At 59.0% G+C, this 18,919-nt stretch carries 15 protein-coding genes; 5 read left to right on the plus strand and 10 right to left on the minus strand.

Annotated elements, in window-relative coordinates; all coding sequences use genetic code 11:
* Positions 1 to 29: 29 nt before the first annotated feature.
* Complete coding sequence (trpS, locus tag CLV84_RS08125; RefSeq protein ID WP_245911413.1) at positions 30 to 1,034, plus strand: tryptophan--tRNA ligase; 1,005 nt, start codon at positions 30 to 32, stop codon at positions 1,032 to 1,034.
* 6 nt (positions 1,035 to 1,040) lie between these two features.
* Here the strand turns inward: trpS and CLV84_RS08130 are convergent, their stop codons facing one another.
* The 8 genes from CLV84_RS08130 to CLV84_RS08165 all read right to left on the minus strand — a co-directional run bounded on the left by CLV84_RS08130 (position 1,041) and on the right by CLV84_RS08165 (position 8,793).
* Entirely contained in the window at positions 1,041 to 2,354 is a 1,314-nt protein-coding gene (locus CLV84_RS08130) for a gluconate:H+ symporter (protein ID WP_104419217.1), read from the minus strand.
* A 45-nt stretch (positions 2,355 to 2,399) separates the two neighbouring features.
* Positions 2,400 to 4,445: a 3-deoxy-D-manno-octulosonic acid transferase gene (locus tag CLV84_RS08135; RefSeq protein ID WP_104419218.1), complete on the minus strand. Its 2,046-nt coding sequence runs from the start codon at positions 4,443 to 4,445 to the stop codon at positions 2,400 to 2,402.
* Positions 4,446 to 5,195: a hypothetical protein gene (locus CLV84_RS08140; RefSeq protein ID WP_104419219.1), complete on the minus strand. Its 750-nt coding sequence runs from the start codon at positions 5,193 to 5,195 to the stop codon at positions 4,446 to 4,448.
* Positions 5,195 to 6,010 (minus strand): TPR end-of-group domain-containing protein, encoded by an 816-nt coding sequence (locus tag CLV84_RS08145; RefSeq protein WP_170067622.1) that lies wholly within the window; start codon positions 6,008 to 6,010, stop codon positions 5,195 to 5,197. Before CLV84_RS08145 ends, CLV84_RS08140 begins: the two co-directional genes overlap by 1 nt.
* Positions 6,011 to 6,103: 93 nt before the next feature.
* Entirely contained in the window at positions 6,104 to 6,685 is a 582-nt protein-coding gene (locus CLV84_RS08150) for a hypothetical protein (RefSeq protein WP_104419221.1), read from the minus strand.
* Between the two features lie 70 nt (positions 6,686 to 6,755).
* Positions 6,756 to 7,250, minus strand: coding sequence for a TlpA family protein disulfide reductase (locus CLV84_RS08155; protein WP_170067623.1), 495 nt, complete (start codon positions 7,248 to 7,250; stop codon positions 6,756 to 6,758).
* Between the two features lie 72 nt (positions 7,251 to 7,322).
* Complete coding sequence (locus tag CLV84_RS08160) at positions 7,323 to 8,126, minus strand: phosphatase PAP2 family protein (protein ID WP_146088753.1); 804 nt, start codon at positions 8,124 to 8,126, stop codon at positions 7,323 to 7,325.
* 10 nt (positions 8,127 to 8,136) lie between these two features.
* Entirely contained in the window at positions 8,137 to 8,793 is a 657-nt protein-coding gene (locus CLV84_RS08165) for an RluA family pseudouridine synthase (RefSeq protein ID WP_104419224.1), read from the minus strand.
* A 189-nt stretch (positions 8,794 to 8,982) separates the two neighbouring features.
* Here CLV84_RS08165 and CLV84_RS08170 point away from each other — a divergent pair, with 189 nt between their 5' ends.
* From CLV84_RS08170 to CLV84_RS08180, 3 genes are all read left to right on the plus strand, one after another.
* Entirely contained in the window at positions 8,983 to 12,006 is a 3,024-nt protein-coding gene (locus CLV84_RS08170; RefSeq protein WP_104419225.1) for a SusC/RagA family TonB-linked outer membrane protein, read from the plus strand.
* Positions 12,007 to 12,017: 11 nt separating this feature from the next.
* A complete protein-coding gene (locus CLV84_RS08175; protein WP_104419226.1) occupies positions 12,018 to 13,706 on the plus strand; it encodes a RagB/SusD family nutrient uptake outer membrane protein in 1,689 nt (562 codons plus the stop codon).
* Positions 13,707 to 14,052: 346 nt separating this feature from the next.
* Positions 14,053 to 15,555 (plus strand): nucleoside hydrolase-like domain-containing protein, encoded by a 1,503-nt coding sequence (locus tag CLV84_RS08180; RefSeq protein ID WP_104419227.1) that lies wholly within the window; start codon positions 14,053 to 14,055, stop codon positions 15,553 to 15,555.
* A gap of 52 nt (positions 15,556 to 15,607) precedes the next feature.
* Here CLV84_RS08180 and CLV84_RS08185 read toward each other — a convergent pair whose 3' ends face one another.
* Both CLV84_RS08185 and CLV84_RS08190 read right to left on the minus strand, forming a co-directional pair.
* A complete protein-coding gene (locus tag CLV84_RS08185; RefSeq protein WP_104419228.1) occupies positions 15,608 to 16,339 on the minus strand; it encodes a LytR/AlgR family response regulator transcription factor in 732 nt (243 codons plus the stop codon).
* Positions 16,336 to 17,376, minus strand: a complete 1,041-nt coding sequence (locus CLV84_RS08190; RefSeq protein WP_104419229.1) for a sensor histidine kinase — start codon at positions 17,374 to 17,376, stop codon at positions 16,336 to 16,338. Before CLV84_RS08190 ends, CLV84_RS08185 begins: the two co-directional genes overlap by 4 nt.
* A 328-nt stretch (positions 17,377 to 17,704) precedes the next feature.
* Here CLV84_RS08190 and CLV84_RS08195 point away from each other — a divergent pair, with 328 nt between their 5' ends.
* The gene (locus CLV84_RS08195; protein ID WP_104419230.1) at positions 17,705 to 18,892 is read left to right on the plus strand and encodes an outer membrane beta-barrel protein; all 1,188 of its coding nucleotides are present in this window, start codon (positions 17,705 to 17,707) and stop codon (positions 18,890 to 18,892) included.
* Positions 18,893 to 18,919 lie beyond the last annotated feature (27 nt).

Below are 18,919 nucleotides of genomic sequence, written 5' to 3' on the forward strand. Positions count from 1 at the left end.
GGCTACCGGCACGGGCAAACCTACAGCTAATGTTTTACCTTCGCGCCATGTCCAACCGCCAGACCATCCTATCCGGTATCCAGCCCACCGGCAAGCTGCATTTCGGGCGCTACTTCGGGGCCGTTGAAAATTGGAAGCGCCTCCAAGAAACGTACGACTGCCTCTACATGGTGGTGAACTACCACGCCATGACCATGCCCTTCACCGCTAAGAAGCTGGCGGAGAACTCCTGGGAGCTTTGTTTCAACTTGCTGGCTTGCGGGATTAAGGTCGAGAACCTCTTCATCCAGAGCCTCGTTCCGGAGCATACGGAGTTGAACTGGATACTTAACTGCTTCAGCAGCTACGGGCAACTTACCCGGATGACCCAGTTCAAGGACAAGGGAGCGCAGAACGAAGACTTTGTCAGTGCGGGCCTGTTGACTTACCCCGTACTACAAGCCGCCGACATCCTGATATATAAGGCCGGGGTGGTACCGGTCGGGAAAGACCAGGAGCAACACCTGGAGCTCACGCGGGACATCGCCCAGCGATTCAACAACTTCGCGGAAAAGGAATTTTTTCCGATACCGGAGGCACTCTATACCCAGGTGCCGAAGGTGATGTCGACGGCCGATCCTACCCGTAAAATGAGTGCCAGCCTGGGGGATAAGCACAACATTGACGTGTTCGCCGACGAAGCCCGAATCCGGAAGCAGGTTCGCTCCGCGGTAACCGACACCGGTGAGGAAAGCGGGGATATGTCTCCCGGTGTGGCTAACCTCTTCAGTTTGTTGGCGGCGTCCGGGCGGAAGGAGGCGCACGATTCCCTGTTAGTGGACTACGAAGCGGGAAACCTGAAGTACGCCGATCTGAAGGAAGCCGTGGCCGACGGACTCGTAGCGATTGCCGGTCGGGTGCAAGAGAATCTTCGGGAACTGAAGCGCGACCGGCGGGGGGTAAAGGATCAAATCAAACAAAGCAGCTTCGAGATCCGCAAGCGGGCCCAGGAAACCGTGAAGGAGGTGAAAGCGATCTGTGGTTTGGTGAAGTGATTCGGCCTACACGCCGAAAGCGTCCAGTAGGAAGCACCCGGCCAGGCCGATAACGCTGACCAGCGTTTCCATTACGGTCCAGCTACGGAGCGTTTGGGTAACCGACAGCCCGAAGTATTCCTTGAAGAGCCAGAAGCCGGTGTCGTTCACGTGGCTACAAGTGAGGCTTCCGGCGCCCGTGGCGAGTACGAGTAGCTCGGGCGAGACCTGTCCGGTACCCGCCAGGGGCAAGGCAATTCCCGCCGCGGTGATCGCCGCTACCGTAGCCGAACCAAGGGTGATCCGTAGTGCGGCCGCGATCATCCAGGCGATGAGCAGGGGGTGCGCATTAAAGTTTTCGAGGGTGGTGACGATGTATTCGCTCGTTCCGCTGTCCACCAGGACCTGTTTGAACGCACCGCCACCGGCGATAATCAACAGCACGGCAGCCATGGGAGCCAGCTGTGCCCCCACCCGCGACATGAGGTGACCGATCGACTGTCCGGTCCGGGAACCGAGTACGGCCATGGCAACGATCACGCCGACCAGCAGCGCAACCGTGGCATCACCGAGTACCAGCAGAATGGCGGATCCGGCAATTTCCTCGTTCAGGGATTTCAGGGCGGCCACCCCTCCGAGCAGGAATACCGGTAGTAGGGCGCACAGTAGGCTCGGCAGGAACCCTGGCCGGTGGGAAGGGATTTCGGCATCATCTAAGGCCGCGGCGCCAATGGTCTGCGGCATGCCCGCCAGGGTTCGGGAGAAAAGCGGTCCGGCAATGATCACGGAAGGAACCGCCAAGATCAGGCCGTAAAGCAGGGTTTTACCCAGGTCCGCCCCGTAGGTGTCGGCAATCAATACCGGCGCGGGGTGAGGGGGTAGAAAGCCGTGGGTCACCGAAAGGCTAGCCACGGAGGCTACCGCTACCATAGCCAGGGGAAGGCCCGTCTTCTTCGCCGTGGCGAAAATGATCGGCGCCATCATGACGAACCCGACGGAATAGAATAGGGGAATACCGATTAGGAACCCGACCAGGCAGAGCCCCCAAACGACCGAATACCCCCGTTGGCTACCGACGAGCCGGTCCGTAATTTCCTGCGCTGCTCCGGTCTCGGCAATGACCCCGCCCAGGGCTGCCCCCAGACCGAGGATGAGCGCCAAACCACCCAGGGTATCTCCGACCCCCGCCGTAACGGAAGTCAGGGCATCAGCGGCGGGCATCCCAAGGAGCAGGCCCGCCGCAATGGCCACCAGGATGAGGGCGATAAAGGGGTGCCACTTTAAAAAGACGATGAGGACGAGCAGGCCGACAACGGCCAACAGGGTAATAATGATCGGCATACGGCCAAGATAGCTTATCCTGACTTGCGGCAGCTCGACGAATGGCTAACGGGTGAAGAGCCCCAGCAGAATCAGCCCCGGTCGGTCGGCGCTCTCTACTTCGAGTCGAAGCAGGTGAGGGCCTTCGACCCGGTTGTCGTATTCGATCATCGGATAGGGATCCGGATCCTGGTCTCGCCGCACGATGTTTAGCTCCGCATCGGCCAGGTAGATGTCCAGGTCCTTTACGGAATCCGAACCGGTTGCGGCCAGGAAATTTCGGCCCGGGGCTAGATCCAGGTTGCTGAGGGTGGTTCCCTGGCCCCCGTCGAGCAGGTAGCCGTAGACGCACCAGTTACTGCGGCCCGAGCCGAAACGCTGTGCTCCTCCCGCCGCGCGGACCGCCCCGGAAGCCGCCCCGAACTGGGTGCTAACCCTTCGGTACTCGCGGTCGGACAGGGACTTTCCGTTCGAACTCAGTATACCGAGCGCGACGAAGGTCGTCGCCGTCGTACTATCCGGTAGGTGGAGTTGCAGCGTGAACCTGCCCGTCTCGACCGGGGTGAATTCCACGATCGGCGTCCCGTCCAGTTTATCGTCATCGGCCAGCAGGCTGTCTCGCGGATCCCTCAGGTACAGGTCGAGGTCGTTATCCCGCACTTCCGAGGATGCGATGAACGCGTACTCCCGGCCGGCCTCGAGCGTGACTTCGAGGGAAACCGTCTGCCCGGCTTCCAGCTCGGCAGCCGCCAGGCAAAGTCCGGGGCGCCATTCTTTTCCCGACAGCGCAACCATCAGATTGCACTTACCGTAAAGGCCATCGAGGGTCCGCACCATTCGGTCGGCGGATTCCCAAGACTGGGCCGAAAGCGGAAGGGCAAAGAGAAGCAGCATCAGGAGCCGGCTGATGAGGGCCGCAGTACGTTTGCCGGAACCCCGGTGTAGGTCCCGGTAGGCCAGTTGGGAGCGGGAGGCGGACTGCCGGCTGGCGGGATCGGTCAGTTCGGTCCAGACCGATTCCAGTTCTTTCGGACTTTCCACGCAAAACGCCCCGCCCCGGTCCCGGGCCGCTACCGCCTCGGGAAATTTATGGTACTTCGGCCCGAACAGCACCGGCAGCCCGTAGCTTAGCGGTTCGAGCGTATTGTGGAGTCCGCTTCCGAAGGCGCCACCGACGTAAGCGACATCGCCGTAGCGGTACGCCCGACTCAAGATACCGATCGTATCGAGCAACAAGACCCGGCGGTTCCCGGCCGCTTCGGTGTAACGTTCCGCGCCGAAGCGGCTTTGCCAGTTGGCGAGTTCGCCGGCATCGAGCTGGTGGGGAGCCAGTACTAGTTTCCACCGGTCGCGGAAGCGGGGCCAGGCGCTGGCAATGAGTTCGACGTCCGGTGGCCAGACCGAGCCGGCGAAGAGGACGGGCCCGTCGGCACAAAATGCCTCCAACCGCTCGTCGGCGAAGGGAGTCTCGGCGAGGGCCACCGTGCGGTCGAGCCTCGGGTCACCCGTGACGGTTACGTTATCGTAGCCGACCTTCGTCAATAGTGCCGCGTCCCGGGGTGTTTGTACCGCGAAATGGGTGAAGCAGGCCAGCATCTCGCGCCAGGCTGATCCGAACCACCGAAAGAAGGGCTGGCCGGGGCGAAAGCTCCCGGCAATGAGGAATGTTGGCACGTTTGCGTGCCGTAAACCGGTCAGGTAAGCGTGCCAGAATTCGTACTTCACAAAGACGGCCAGCCGTGGTCGAACCAGTTCCAGCCAGTCCATTGCGTTTTCCTTCCCGTCGGGTGGTAGGTAGGTGACCACTTCGGCCAGTCCGGTATCCTTACATCGCTCGTAGCCACTCGGACTAAAGAAGCTGACCACCACGGCCCATTCGGGGTGTCGCTCCCGCAACTCCATCAACACCGGGCGGCCCTGCTCGAACTCGCCGAGACTGGCGGCATGCAGCCAGAGTACGGGCCGGCCCTGCCGGTGGAGCCGGAGAATCGCTTCCCGCTCCAGGTGCTGACGTCCTTTGACCCAAGCCAAGGCTTGCCGGTGACCGATCCGCGCCGCCAGGCGGATACCCAAGTGGTACGTGCCCACCCCCGTGCGGTAGAGCCACCGCAATCAGTAAAAAATTGCTTCTCCCGCGCCGAGGTAGATAGGAATGATTAAGCCTACCCGAAGACCCAGCACGATATCGCTGCGCCCCGCACCGGGCGGCGGCGAGCCGAGGGCGATGTCGTACGACCGCAGGGACCGCGTAAAGCCGGCTAGCAACTCTCCGCCGACGTAAAAATTCAGTCGCCGGTTCAGCGCCAGTTGCTGGTAACCCACGAACTGGTAAATGGCCGGTCCGCCAGCCAGACGGTCGTATCCCGCCTGCACCGCCGGATCGAGTTGGGGAACGTACTGCACGGGGTCCTCCTGGAATCGGATACGACTAAAGAAGTAGCCGATGGCCGTAGTCGTCTTTAGCCCCGCCCGGGAATTCGAGCCAAGGGGAAAGGTATAGCCGAAACGAGGCCCAAGGAAAAGGTGGCGTTGACGCAGCTCCACCTGGGCCGGTTGGCGTTGATTGCCGATCAGGAATCCGCCATCGGTACGTAAACCGGCGAGAACGTCTTCCCGCACCGTACTGCCGAACCCGAATCTCGCCATCACGCCGATTTGCCAGTTTTTCCGGTCAGGCAGGAAGTCCACGCCCCCATCCACCGCGAAGCCTCCCCCGAAACGGTCGGCCAGATCTCCCGCCGTGACAAAGGGGCCGTAACCAAAGGAGAACAGGAGTGCTCGATCCAGATTTACGGTTCCTGCAAGGTCCTGCGCGCCCAGCGTGGAGGAGATCATTAAGATCGCGATGAGCAAGTTGCGCATCACCGCAGCTTTTGCCGTTGGTTCTGGTATTCTAGTTGCGTCAGGATGCCGGCTTCCCGCAACTCCCGCAGCCGGTTGATCTGCTCCAGGAGGTCGTGGTGGGCAACGAAATCTTCCTGGTGATTCGGGATTTCATCCGTCGAGGTATCGTGGCCGGATTCCAGGTTGAGGTCCAGCAGATTCAGGCGGCGGTAGTTGTTGTTGCGGAAGGTCCGGTACGCCTCGGTTTCGCGGAGATCGGTCAGCGCGGGGTGGGTTTCGATGCGTTCCGGTTTCGGCAGGTCGTACGTCACGGCCAGTTCGAGGGCGCGGATGGCGGGATCGACGTGATTCATCAGCGCGTGACAGCAGGCGATGTTGAAGTGGGCAACCGGGTCGGAAGGGGCCTGCTCAAGGGCCTCTTCGAAGGCTTCCACGGCCAGATCATAATCACCCGAGCGGTAATATTTGACTCCCTCCGCTTTGAGGGAACGCAGGTTGGGCGGTCGTTTGCGGGTAGACTGGATGGTGGGGCGGCGGCTACTTTTCGGGTAGGTGTAGCCGGGAGCTACCAGCGCCTGGGGATCGTACTTGGCCGCCCATCGCTCGTAGGGAGTCGCCCAGAAAACGATGGCCGTGATCAGGGGGGCTAACACCATGCCAACCATAAGGAAGGGGAGGGGCATTTCCGGGCCCTCCTCCGCTAGTAGGGCGACGATGGCCCAAAAACCGACGAACTGGGCCGCGCCACGCCACCACTGGCCCAGGTAAAACCGGTGGACCCCGAAGACTCCCAGGAAGAAGGCGAAAAAGCCGGCTAGATCTTTCTTAAGCATGTGACGGCGGCGTGGAATTTCCGGCAAGGTCGTCAGCCGGTGCATACCTAACGCACGATAATCTACGAGGGTTGGGTTAGCATCGTCGGGTAATTACAAGCGCTTGCGCTTTCGCCGACTCAGCTCGTTGTATTCCTTGATCATGGCGGGCAGATCGCGGTACCGATAGCCCCGCTTACCGATTTTACCGGCCAGACCCGGGCTGGTGGGGCGAAAAAAATTCCGCAATTGCCGTTTATATCCGCCACGGGGTACGGCGATGAACTCCCCCCGCCCGTATTCGAGATAATACTCCGGCGGCGGTTCGGTGAATACCCGCAGCATGCTGTCGTCTACCCACCGGCCGCCCCCCCGGGGCAACCGGTAGAGACTTACCGCCCGACCGCTAACGTCCTCCTGTAGGAAGTACCACATCCCCTCGTGGCGGCGGCTTACGAACCGCAGGGGCTCACCGTTGTAATTAAAGCCGAACCCACTGACCAGAAAGGGGTGTATCGTGTATTCGTCTCCGAAGTCGTTGGTGAAGGTAATGAGGTTGCCCCCCGGCGCGTAGGCCAGCACGTTGAGGTATCCCGTGAGCTGAAACCCGTCCTTCGTAAGCAAAAACCCGCGGTAGGCATCGGCGGAGAGGGTGCCGGAAACTAGCAAAAATGCTAACAGGTAGAGCTGGCGCATATGCTATTGATTTGTGTCTCAAAATAGCAAAATATGGGTGATCGTTCTACCGGCCGCGAAAGATCGTCGGCTATTGGCTAACTAAGGGTTTTACTGCGGCTTCGAGGTCCGGCATACTCCGGAAAGGGCGCCGGTACACGTAGCGTAGTCCCTGCCGGTAGATCAGGGTGGTTGGCAGGGATCCGTCCCACTTTTCATCCAGCGCCCGCTTCCATTCGGCTCCCTCGTCCGTCAAAACCACCGCAGGCAGATCGATGCCTTTTGCACTCAGATAGGCGGGGATCCGTTCGATGGCCGCCACTTCCGTATCCAGGCTCACCAGGATGACCTGAAGGGTTTGGTCGCGGTGGTCCTCGGCCAGTGCCTGCAGCAACGGCAGTTCCTCCAGGCATGGTCGGCACCAGGTGGCCCAGAAGTTGATGAGGTAGGTGGTATCGTTCCGCTGGGCGAACAGGGGGGCTACCGCGCTGTATTCGGCGTAAACTTTGGGCGCGGACGCAGGAGCAACGATCGTCGAAACGGAGGGTGGGGGTTCCGAAGACCCGCAGCCAACGAGCGTAACCAAACAATAGAATATAAGGACAGGGCGCATAAGGTTACCGTTCGCTTTCAGTAAAGGTTTCCTGCGTCGGTCGGTTCACCCGAGCCGGACCGTCAGGAGAATACCCGAACCGCCCGGAACGACCGTCCACCTGCGCTCGGCGCCCCCTTTCCGGTGCAGCAGGGGCACCCCGTAGCCGATGATGGCTCCGAGGCCGTAGCCCGCCACGACATCGCTGGGAAAATGCTGGCCGGCCCGCACCCGCAAGTAGCCGCCCAGGGCGGGAAGGGTGGCCGAGGCGATCCAGACGTAGGTTCTGAGCTCGCTCTCCGGGTGGTAATCCGCGAATACCCGCGCTACGAAGAAGCTGGCCGCGGCCGTCGTACTGGTATGGTTCGACAGGAACGAGCTGCGGTCGTAGGCGGTTACGGCTAAGTCCGGGGCTAATCCGCCTTCGTAGAGGTAGGGGCGCGGGCGCTTCACGGTTCCTTTTACGATGTCGGTGAATCCCTGATTCAGCAGGATGGTTTCGGCAAACAGAACGGCCAGGGTACGGGCATCCTTGGCCATCCGTTGATCCGCGAGCAGCAGCGCGGGCATCACCAGCGAACCGTAGGCGACGATATCGGAGGCCGTGGCTGCGCCGTCGGAATCGTGCCGTAAGGCCGACCCGTCAAAGGGTGGAACGCCGGGTAGTTCCAGGTCGCGTAATAGGACGTCGTCGGTAGCGTGATTCAGGAAATATCCACCCGCCGCAGCTCCCGCTCCGACCAGCGTGATACCCAATTCCCGCTTCAGGGTCAATTGGTACGGGCCTGCTTGTAGTTGCTGACCGGATAGGGTACCGCTAAGGAGGATAACTTGTAGCCAGACGAGGTAACGCAAAATGGATTGGTGCACGGGGAATGGGTTATCGGGCGATCGGCCAGTATTCCGGCAGGGGAGCGGTAACCGAGATCGGCGCGTCCGATTCCGGGTCCGGGAAGGTTAGGCTGTATGCGTGCAGGGCGATTTGATTATCTCCCAGTATGCGCTTCGAACCGTAGGCTACATCACCCATTATGGGTGCTCCCGCCGCGGCCAATTGGGCGCGAATCTGGTGAAACCTTCCCGTCAGCGGGGTAATCTCGTACTCGTAGAGTGCGTCCCGGTGCTGCACGAGCCGGTATTCGAGCGTGGCCTCCTTGCCATCGGGTACGGGGCGGGTGTTCGCTACGGCCAGCTTATTGGTGGGGTTGCGAATCAGGTAGTGTCGCAGCTTTCCCTCCGGTTCGGGCAGGGCCACCGCAGTGACGGAGCGGTACGTTTTCCGGGTTCGGCCGCCGGCGAAGGCGCGGTTTAACCGTACCAGGGTCGACTTGCGCCTGGCTAGTACCAGTGCTCCGCTGGTGACCCGGTCGAGCCGGTGTACGATGCCTACGTAAGGAGCCTTGGTTGCGCCGGGGCGTTTCCACGTTTCCAGAGCCCGCGCTTCTACCGTGTCGTACTGAAAATGGCGTTCGGTGGCGATCCCCGCCGGTTTGTTGATGGCTACCCATCCGGAGCCCTCCTGTAAGATTGCTAGCATCGGTGCAAGGTACAGGGTAGCCGAGATACTTGGTTGTTTATACAAGTATCTCGGCCGAGGTAGAAAGTTGTTCGGGGCTTGTCATTTAAACAATTAAGTTGTAGTATTGAGAAGGAATATGAAATTTTGATCGGCTATCGCGGGTCGGTCCAGTGATAAATGCTTTACTCACTAAATCAACTTTAGATCATGCAAAAGTTATTTCTATTGCTGCTGCTAAGCGGCCTAACCGGCATGTCGGCAGCCTCCGGTCCACCGATTGGCTCCGATTGGTTTCCGGTCACCGGGACGGTCACCGACGAAAGCGGGATGCCGCTGATCGGCGCCACCGTGCTCGAGGAGGGCACCACCAACGGCACGGTGACCGACATTGACGGGACCTTTAGTATTGACGTGCAAACCGACGATCCCCACCTCGTAATTACCTACACGGGGTATGAAAGCCAGATCGTGCAGGTCGGTAACGTGACCGAATTCGAAATCGTAATGACGGAAGACGCCGAGACGCTGGAAGAGGTGGTTGTCGTCGGTTACGGTATTCAGAAAAAGCGGGACGTGACGGGGGCCATCGCCACGCTCGGTGCAGAGGAGCTGCAAAAGATCGCTACCCCCAGCGGAGCCGCGGCCATGCAGGGGCAAGTGAGCGGGGTGGACATCATCAGCGGCGGCGGCCGACCCGGCGCCAACCCGACTATCCGTATCCGCGGCCGGCGTTCGATCTCCGCCTCCAACGATCCGCTCTTCGTCATCGACGGCATACCGCAAACCAGCGGCACCAATGCTATCGCCGACATTAATCCCCAGGACATCGAGTCCATGGAAATCCTGAAGGACGCCGCGGCCACGGCCGTTTACGGTAGCCGGGGATCCAATGGCGTGGTCATCGTAACTACGAAGCGGGGATCGGCCGGCCGGACCATCGTGAGTTACGACGGCTACTACGGGAGCACCAGTGCACTGAACACGGTGGACATGATGAACGGAGCGGAGTTTGCAGCTATGAAGCGCGAAAGCCAGCGCGAGGGTTGGAACGGTGCGATCCCGGCCGACGAAGAGGTGTTCCAGGATCCAACCGAGCTAGAGAGCATCGCCGCGGGGCGGAGCACCGATTTCCAGGACCTGGTGATCAACAATGGTTGGCAGACCAACCACCAGCTGGGCGTACGCGGCGGTAACGAAAACACCCAGTTCAATATGTCACTGGGCTATTTCGACGAACAGGGCATTTTATCGAATATGGACTTCCGCCGGCTTACCGCTCGGGTCAACCTGGACCAGAACATCGGCAGCATCTTTCAGGCCGGCATCAGTTTCACCGTCTCCAACTCGGTACAGAACTTCGGTTCCGACGCTACCATCGGGGAGGCCCTGGCCAACAACCCCCTAGGCGTGCCCTACAACGAAGACGGATCGGTGCGTTTCCTGCCGACCAACGACGGTATCCGAACCAATCCCCTGGCAGAACTCGTGCCCAATGCCTACATCGACGAACGCCGGGTAACGCGCATCTTCGCGCCGATCTATGTGAAGGCCGACCTCCTTCCCGGCCTGGTATTTACGACCAACTTCGGACCCGATATTCGCTACTTCCGGCAGGGTGAATTCCGCGCCAGTGAAACCAACGATAATCGCGGCGGTCCGGCCGATGCCGAAGTAGGCAACAACCAGGATTTCGGGTATACCTGGGAAAACATCCTCAACTTTAACCGCACGATTGGCGGTAACGACGAACTCGGACTGACCTTTCTGCAGTCCATCCAGAGCCTCCGCTACGAGCGGGCCTACGCTTCCGTACTGAACCTGCCCTACGAGCAGCAGCTATTCTACAACATTGGTACCGCCGAAGTAAAGGGCAACCTGGCCTCCGATCTCCGGGAATGGAAACTGGCTTCGTTCATGGGCCGCGCTAACTACTCGATCGATGGGAAGTACCTGTTCCAGGCGAGTCTCCGGGCCGACGGTTCCAGCCGTCTTGCCGAAGGCAACAAGTGGAATTACTTCCCGGGCGTCAGTATTGGCTGGCGGATCGGTGCGGAACCATTTATGCAGAATTTATCCTGGCTCAACGATTTTAAAATTCGGGCCAGCTACGGTGAAGTCGGCAATACGGCCGTCGATCCCTACAGCACTCAGGGCGCCCTGCAACGCACCGTGTACGCCTGGGGCGGAGACCCGGCCTTCGGTTTCGCGCTCCGGGACATCCCCAACGACCAACTCAGCTGGGAAACCTCCAGAACCTTCAACGCCGGTATCGACCTGGACGTGCTGAACGGGCGCATCAACGGATCGATTGAGGTGTACCGAACCAACACCGAAAATATCCTCCTGGCCCGCAACCTGCCACCGACTTCGGGCTACAGCAGCATACTCCAGAACGTGGGGTCCACCCGTACCACAGGTGCCGAATTCGTATTAGGGGCCGGTATCCTTCAGAATCCGACCGGCCTGTCCTGGGATCTGGACTTCAACATCAGCGGCTACCGGGAGGAGATCATCGAGCTGGCCCTGGTCAACGATGAAGGCACCCCCATCGACGACATCGGAAACCAGTGGTTTATCGGCCAACCCCTGAACGTATTCTACGATTACCGGAAGATCGGCATTTACCAGTCCAATGAAGTCGAACTGGCCGATGCCCGGGAAAACAAGGTGCCGGGAGAAATCAAACTGGAAGATATCGACGGCGACGGGGAAATTACCCCCGCCGACCGAGTGATTCTCGGATCCGACGTACCGGACTTTTTCGGTGGTATTACCAACCGCTTCAGCTACCGGGGAATCGACCTGTCGTTTTTCTTGTTCTTCCGTCAGGGACAAATGATCCAGAGTCGCTTCCACGAGGGAAACAACAGCCTCTTCGCGCGCTACAACAACCTGGACGTGGATTACTGGACGGTGGATAACCCCACCAATGCCAACCCCCGGCCCAATGAGAACCAGGAATTTCCCCGGAACGGATCGACGCTAACGTACTTCGACGGCAGCTTTGTCAAGCTCCGGAACGTACAGTTAGGCTATAACCTTCCCGATAACCTGGTACAGCGTATCGGCCTGTCGCGCCTACGGGTCTACGTTTCCGGCCAGAACCTGTGGTACAGTGCGGCATTCGACAGCTACGATCCCGAATTGCAGGATCCGGCCATCCGTGAGAACGGCGAAGACCTGATTCCGAGCACTAAAATCTTTATGGGCGGCCTGCGGGCAACCTTCTAAACGAACTTGACATGAAACTCAACTATATTTTTCCTTCCCTTCTACTAACCGCCATCGGTTTCGGGGCCACCTCCTGTGAGCAATACCTCGAGGAGGAATTGGTCTCCGGAGTTTCCGCGGCTACCTATTACCCAACGGTCGCGGGGTTCGAAGACGCGGTCAAAGCCACCTATTCCTTCATGAAACCCTTCTACGGGGTGGAACGGGGCTTCACCATGACGGTCTTCGGAACCGATACCTACACCAATGGCGCCGACGGTAGCTATAAAGGCTTCAATGCCTACGACGGTCGGCTCAATGGCGCCGACGCTTTTGTCCGCGATACCTGGCGCGACCTGTACCGCGGGGTCAATCAGGCCAACGCGGTCATCAACCGTTCCCAAACCCTCGAGGAATTGTCCGAGGAAGACAAGACCAACCGTTTAGCCGAGGTGCGTTTCCTTCGGGGCATGTATTACTTCGATCTGGTACGTATGTACGGGGACGTCCATCTGTCGCTCGAGGAAACGCAGGGGATCGAAGTGGAAGCCAACCGTACCCCCCAGTCGGAAATCTACGCTCAGGCCATCGTGCCCGATCTTGAATTCGCCATCGCTAACCTTCCACCCAGTCAGGCGGAATACGGCCGGGCCACCAAACCGGCGGCGGAAATGCTGCTGGCCAAGGTGTTGCTGCGGCGCAGTTACACCAACTTCGCCGAAAGTGGCGACGCCGCCCGGGCGGAAACGCTCTTCACCAACGTGATCGAGAACTATGATTTTCGCCTGCTGGACGATTACGCCGACCTCTGGAACATCGATAATGAGCAGAACTCCGAAGTCGTGTTTGCCGTACAGAACAACAAAGGACAGGTGGACGAAGGACTGGACGGAAACGGAAACCGGGGTCACCTCTACTTCCTGTTCGAGTACGACGTACAGGCCGGCATGCTCCGCGATACCGAAAACGGTCGGCCATGGAAACGGTTCAAGCCAACCGACTACACTATGAGCCTCTGGGACCGGTCGGTCGATACCCGCTACGATAAGTCATTCAAACACGTATGGTACGCCAATAATGAGGCTACCATTCCCACCTGGACCGCTGCCGATGCCGCCGCTGGCTACGGCACGGAAGGCCAGCCCAAATTCGCAGTGGGCGATACCGCCGTGTTTATACCCGGACCGGGGATGGATGCGTACTGGACGCCGGAACGGCAAGCGGCGGCCCCCTACCTCGTCTTTACTTCCGATGAGTACACCGAGCGCAATTTTCCGACACTGAAAAAATGGGTAGATCCCACCCGACCCAACCGCCAGCACGAGCCAGGTCAGCGGGACATGATCCTCATGCGCCTGGGAGACGCCTATCTCCTGCGCGCCGAAGCCCGTCTGAAGCAGGGGGACACCGAGGGTGCCGCCGAGGATATCAATGTCATCCGCGTGCGCGGAGCCGTAGAGGGGATGGAGGAAGCCGTCATGATTACCGCAGCGGACGTTACCCTAGATTTTCTGCTAGACGAGCGGGGCCGTGAACTCGTGGGCGAAGGCCACCGCTGGTTCGACCTGACCCGTACGAATACGTTGGTCGAAAGGGTAAGGGAACACAATCCCATCGGCGGGCCGAACATCCAGGATCATCACGTTCTGCGCCCGATCCCGCAGGATCAGATCGACCGGACTCAGGGTGGCTATCCCCAAAACCCGGGCTACCTGAACTAGGCAAGTGGAATTTTTATGTTGTTTAAACGCGTAAAGCCAACAATCGTGTAAACATTTCACCCAATCCTCACCTTTATCGAGCATCTGGTTCTCATTGCTACCAACTAGCGGTTACGTTACGCGTAGGTGAGAATCAATCGATTTAAGTGAGTGTCAAAATGAGTCTATCGAGAGCAGGGCTGCACGTGATGTGTTGCCTTGCTCTCCTTTTTTTCTATTCCATGCTTCCGATAGTCCCCGGTAAGGCCCTGCCTCCCGAATCGGCGTAGCGGCGGTATATTTCCACCCGCTTACGAGCCGTCGATTTCCCGCGAAGCTCACCCATTCTGAAAATGCTCGATCAATCATGCGCATCCTGCTTGCCCTGCTTCTTTTTTGTTTGCTTCCGCTGACGCAACCGCTCGATGCCCAGGACGGCCGTCCGCGCACCATCGTAACCACCGACGGTGAAATCGATGACGTGGACTCCTTCGTCCGGCTGCTACTCTACGCCAATGAAATGGAGTTGCAGGGGCTGATCTACAGTAGCTCCATGTGGCACTACAAGGGCGATGGGGCGGGCACGACCATGGTTTCCGAAATGGACATGACCCGCGACATGTACGGCGAGCGAACCGATCTCCGCTGGCCGGGGGAATCGTGGATGCAGGAAATAATCGGTGATTACGCGGCCGTGTACGATACGCTCAGCATCCACGCGGAAGGCTATCCTACGCCCGAATCGCTGCTCGCCTTGGTCAAGGTGGGCAACATTTCCTTTGAAGGGGAAATGGAGACCGACACCGAAGGGTCCGAGCACATCAAGGCGATCCTACTGGATGCCGATACTGCGAAAGTTTACCTGCAGGTTTGGGGTGGCACCAATACCATTGCCCGGGCCCTGAAGTCCATCGAGGAGGAGCACGGCGAATCGGATACCTGGGATGCGGTCTACCGTCGAGTAAGTGCCAAAGCCGTCATCTACGCCGTGATGGATCAGGATGCCACTTACCGGGACTACATCGCCAAAGCCTGGCCGGACATTGCCGTGCTCTATAACGCGGGGCAGTTCGGCGGATTAGCCTACAATTGGCAGCGTGCCGTACCCCGCCCCCTCCAGCACTGGATGGAAGGCCCCTTTATGCAACATCACGTGATCCTGAACCACGGTCCGCTACTGGCGAATTATTACAGTTACGGCGACGGCCGGCAACAGGCGGGAGATCCCGAGCACATTCACGGAGATCCGAGCCGGCTCGATAGCGCCCAGTGGGGCAGTTTTAAACCCTACGACTTTATTTCGGAAGGAGACTCCCCGGCTTTCCTGCACCTGGTGAACGTGGGCCTGAACAGCCTCGCCCATCCCTCCTGGGGAGGTTGGGGCGGCCGGCTCGTGCCTTCGGACCAGGTTGCGAATCGGTGGGAGGACGGCGGGGCGGCCGCCGACTATAATCCGTTCAGCTCCCGCCGCGACAATGCCTACGCCCTTACTCGCTGGCTGCCGGCCCTGCAGCGCGACCTGGCCGCCCGGGCCGACTGGTGCGTAATGCCCTTCGACCAAGCTAACCATCCCCCCGCCGTAGATTCCGATGGCGCGACGCTCCGCACCGTTAGCCCCGGAGACAAGCTGACCCTCCGCGTGAACGCCACCGATCCTGACGGGGACGAATTGTTCTATCACTGGTTTCAGTACGGCGAGGTCGATTCGTATCCCGGCGAGGCCATGATCATCCTGGAAGGTCCCGAGTTGCGGGTGCTGGTTCCCCGGGACATGGAATCCGGTCAGACGCTTCACCTGATTGCGGAGGTCACCGATGGCGGTTCCCCGTCGCTTACGCGCTACGCGAGGGTGGTATTGGTTGCGGAGTAATCGGTCGGGTCGTTCCCCGGGTAGGGGGCCTGCGCTCCGCCGCCCTAAGGCGTTACAGTTGGCGGTCTTCGATGATGGCCTTCAGGTCCCGACGGTAGGTATCGCTGACGGGGATGGTCGTTTCTCCGATCACGACCTCGTCCCGGTGTACCTCCTCGATCCACTTCATGGCGACGATGTAGGAGTGGTGTACCCGTACGAAATCGCCGGCGGGAAGCGTCTCCATTAGTTTTTTGAGGCTTTGTAGCGTCGTAATCCGTTTGGATAGGGTGTGGATCTTGACGTAATCTTTCAGCCCTTCGATGTGGGTGATTTCATCGAAGTTGATCCGCACGGACTTCGTTCCGTCCTTGACAAAAAAGAAAGGGGTGGCGCCGGGCGCGGGTGTAAGAGTGTTCGAAGGAGCCGTCGGCGGATCGCTACCCTCGGTCAAATCGTGGGAAATGCGCTCCACGCACTTCAGGAAACGTTCGAAGGTAATGGGTTTGAGCAGGTAGTCGGTCACCTCCAGTTCGTAGCCTTCCAGGGCGTATTCGGAGTAGGCGGTAGTGAGTACGACCACCGGTTTTTTCTTCAGAACCTTAAGCAGGGAAGTACCGGTAAGCTCGGGCATCTGGACGTCGAGGAAGAGGATATCGGGCGGAGATTCCTGCAGTTGCTCCAGTGCTTGTAAGGGGTTGCCGAGGGAGGCCGTCAGGGTGAGGTTGGGTACCCGTTCGATATACTGTTCGAGGAGGCGGCGCGCCATGGGTTCATCGTCGACGACCAGACAGGTAAGATTCATGAAAGATCGAGTTTAAGGATGACCTCGTAGCGTTCGTCCATGTCGGAAATGCGGAGGTAGTGGTGGTCCGGGTAGGATAATTCCAGCCGGCGTTTGACGTTCTGTAAACCGATGCCCGACTTGTTTTTCAGCACTTTGCTGTCTTCGGCGAGCTTGCCGTTCGCGACCCGGTACTGGAGTTCGTTGCGCTCTACCTGAAGGTGAACGGTGATCCAGGGAGCGGTGGCCGAACTGCTTACGCCGTGTTTGAAGGCATTCTCCAAAAATGTGATCAAAATCAGGGGGGCGATGCGCACGCCGGAGGTTTTTCCGTCGACCTCGAAGGTGATCGGAACGGTCTCTTCCAGGCGCAGCCGCTCGAGGCTCAGGTAGTTTTCGATGTATTCGATTTCCCGTTCGAGGGGTACCTTCTCGTGGTTGCTCTCGTAGATCATGTACCGCATCATCCCGGACAGCTTGGCGATTACCTCCGGGGTGCGGCTGCTGTTGTTGACCGCGAGGTAGTAGAGGTTGTTGAGGGTGTTAAAGAGAAAGTGCGGATTGACCTGGGCCCGGAGAAACTGGAGCTCGGAAGTAAGTTGTTGGTTTTCCAGTTCCTTCCTGCGGGCTTCCAGTTCGAAGTAATCTTCCACGAACTTCAGCAGACCGACGCACACCACCGCGAAGAATACGCTCATCAGCACGTTGACGCCAAAGCGGGAACTGTACATCCAGTCGTCGGGGCCGAGGTAATACGCCAGTACCGCCTGCTTTCCCTTCAGAAATAGGTAGGATAAGAAAGCAAAAACGGGGAGAAAGGTAAGGAGGTAGCGCCCGGTATTCTGGTAGCGTAGCAGCCGCGGTAGAAAGACGAAATAGTTGAGGTAGGCGATGGCCATGAGGCCGATAGTGTGAAAGGTAAGGTCGCCGAACACACGACCCCAGTCGGGCTCACCCTTCCGCGCGTAGCTGATCGTATAGAAGAACAGCGAGGCATACACACTCCAAAAGGCGAAGTGCAGGATAAACTTTTTATGTCGCTGAAAGAGGTTGGCCATAGGTCGTGTAGGGAAAGCTAAGGTAAGGCCCCCTGCTTTGCGGGGCGGGGGCGATCTAGCAGGCTAGGGAACTACTCGCCCGTTGCCCCGCCTCACTCGACGGTTGGTGGCGTCACGGAAACGGAAGCCTCCGTTGGCTTAGCCGCTTTCTGAAGAGGCGAAAGCTTGACACTTACGTCTGGCAGGCTTTGGCTAATTGCAGGGCTGCGTTGACCCCCACCGGTCAGAAAGGGAAATCGTCCTGCCCGGGCTTTTTCCGTTAAGGGGTGGACGTGATTATGCGACAGGTAATTTCTCGACGTTCGTTAAGGGTAATACCCCCGTTTTTATGCCGCGTAACCAGGTACTCATCGGTTTAGCTTTCCTTCCTGCCTTCATCCTGGCCCAGTCGGAATACCGCTCCGGTTACCTTATTACGGAGGGGGGTGAACGAAGAGCGGTGGAGATTTTCGACCAGGACTGGGCAGCCAATCCCGATCATTTCCGGTACCGGACGTCCGGCGGAGAACCCCGGCGGGGAGACTTGAGTAACGTAGTGGAATTCGGTTTGGAAGGTCGGGAACTTCGCTACCTGCGCGCCGAAGTAGATATCGAATCGTCTCCCCGCCAGCTGAATAGCCTGAGTGAATCGCCGTTACCGCAGTATACGCACGATGAGGTGTTCTTAGAGGTGCTGGTTGATGGGGCGGCCGATCTGTTCTACTACCAAACCGGACAGTTGGTCCAGTTTTTTTACCGGCTTGGTGACGGGCCTATAAAACCGCTGATCAACCGGACTTACCTGAGTGATGAGCGGATGGTGGTCCAGGATCTGTACCGGGACGTCCTCCAGCGGTGGGTGAACTGCGGCGCCACCGATAGGCAGATAGCGCAACTGGCGTATCGGCGAAAGGATATGCTCGCCTACTTCGAAGGTTACCACCGGTGCACGGGAGAAGCATTTACCAAGTACGAACGGATCAAAGCCGACCGCCGTTTTCGGGTGGCCCTCCGCCCCGGCGTCGATTACCATTCAACCTCCATTGGAGTAAACATTCCGGGTGGTGGGACGAAAACCGTCGAGTACGGGAGCACCGTGGCGCCCCGATTGGGGGTCGAGGCCGAGCTATCCTTTCGCTTTTTGCACGGAGAGTGGGCGTTGGTTACCGAAGCCTATTACCAAAGCTACCGATTGGAATGGCCGGAAGAACCCGCAGCCGAAGCCGTTGACATGGAAATGAAATACCTGAGTGTACCCTGGGGCGTACGGCGCTATTTCGAGCTATCGACCGCTACAGCAGCCTATTTAAACCTGTTCGGTCAGTTCCAGTTTCCGTTCGGTGCCTACGTTCAACGTCCATTGTACCGCCGTCCGATCTACATCAGTTTGGCCGGCGGCGGCGCGGCTGGGCTCCGGTTCGGGGATCACGTCCTGGCCGAAGTACGGTATTTGCTGCCGCAGGACCTCGTACGGAGACAGCGCGATCTCGATCACCGACTGCAAACCATGGCATTGGTGGTCGGCTATCAGTTTTAAATCGATACCGCTTACACCGTCCATAAC

The organism is Neolewinella xylanilytica (assembly GCF_002934605.1).
Taxonomy (GTDB): Bacteria; Bacteroidota; Bacteroidia; order Chitinophagales; family Saprospiraceae; genus Neolewinella; species Neolewinella xylanilytica.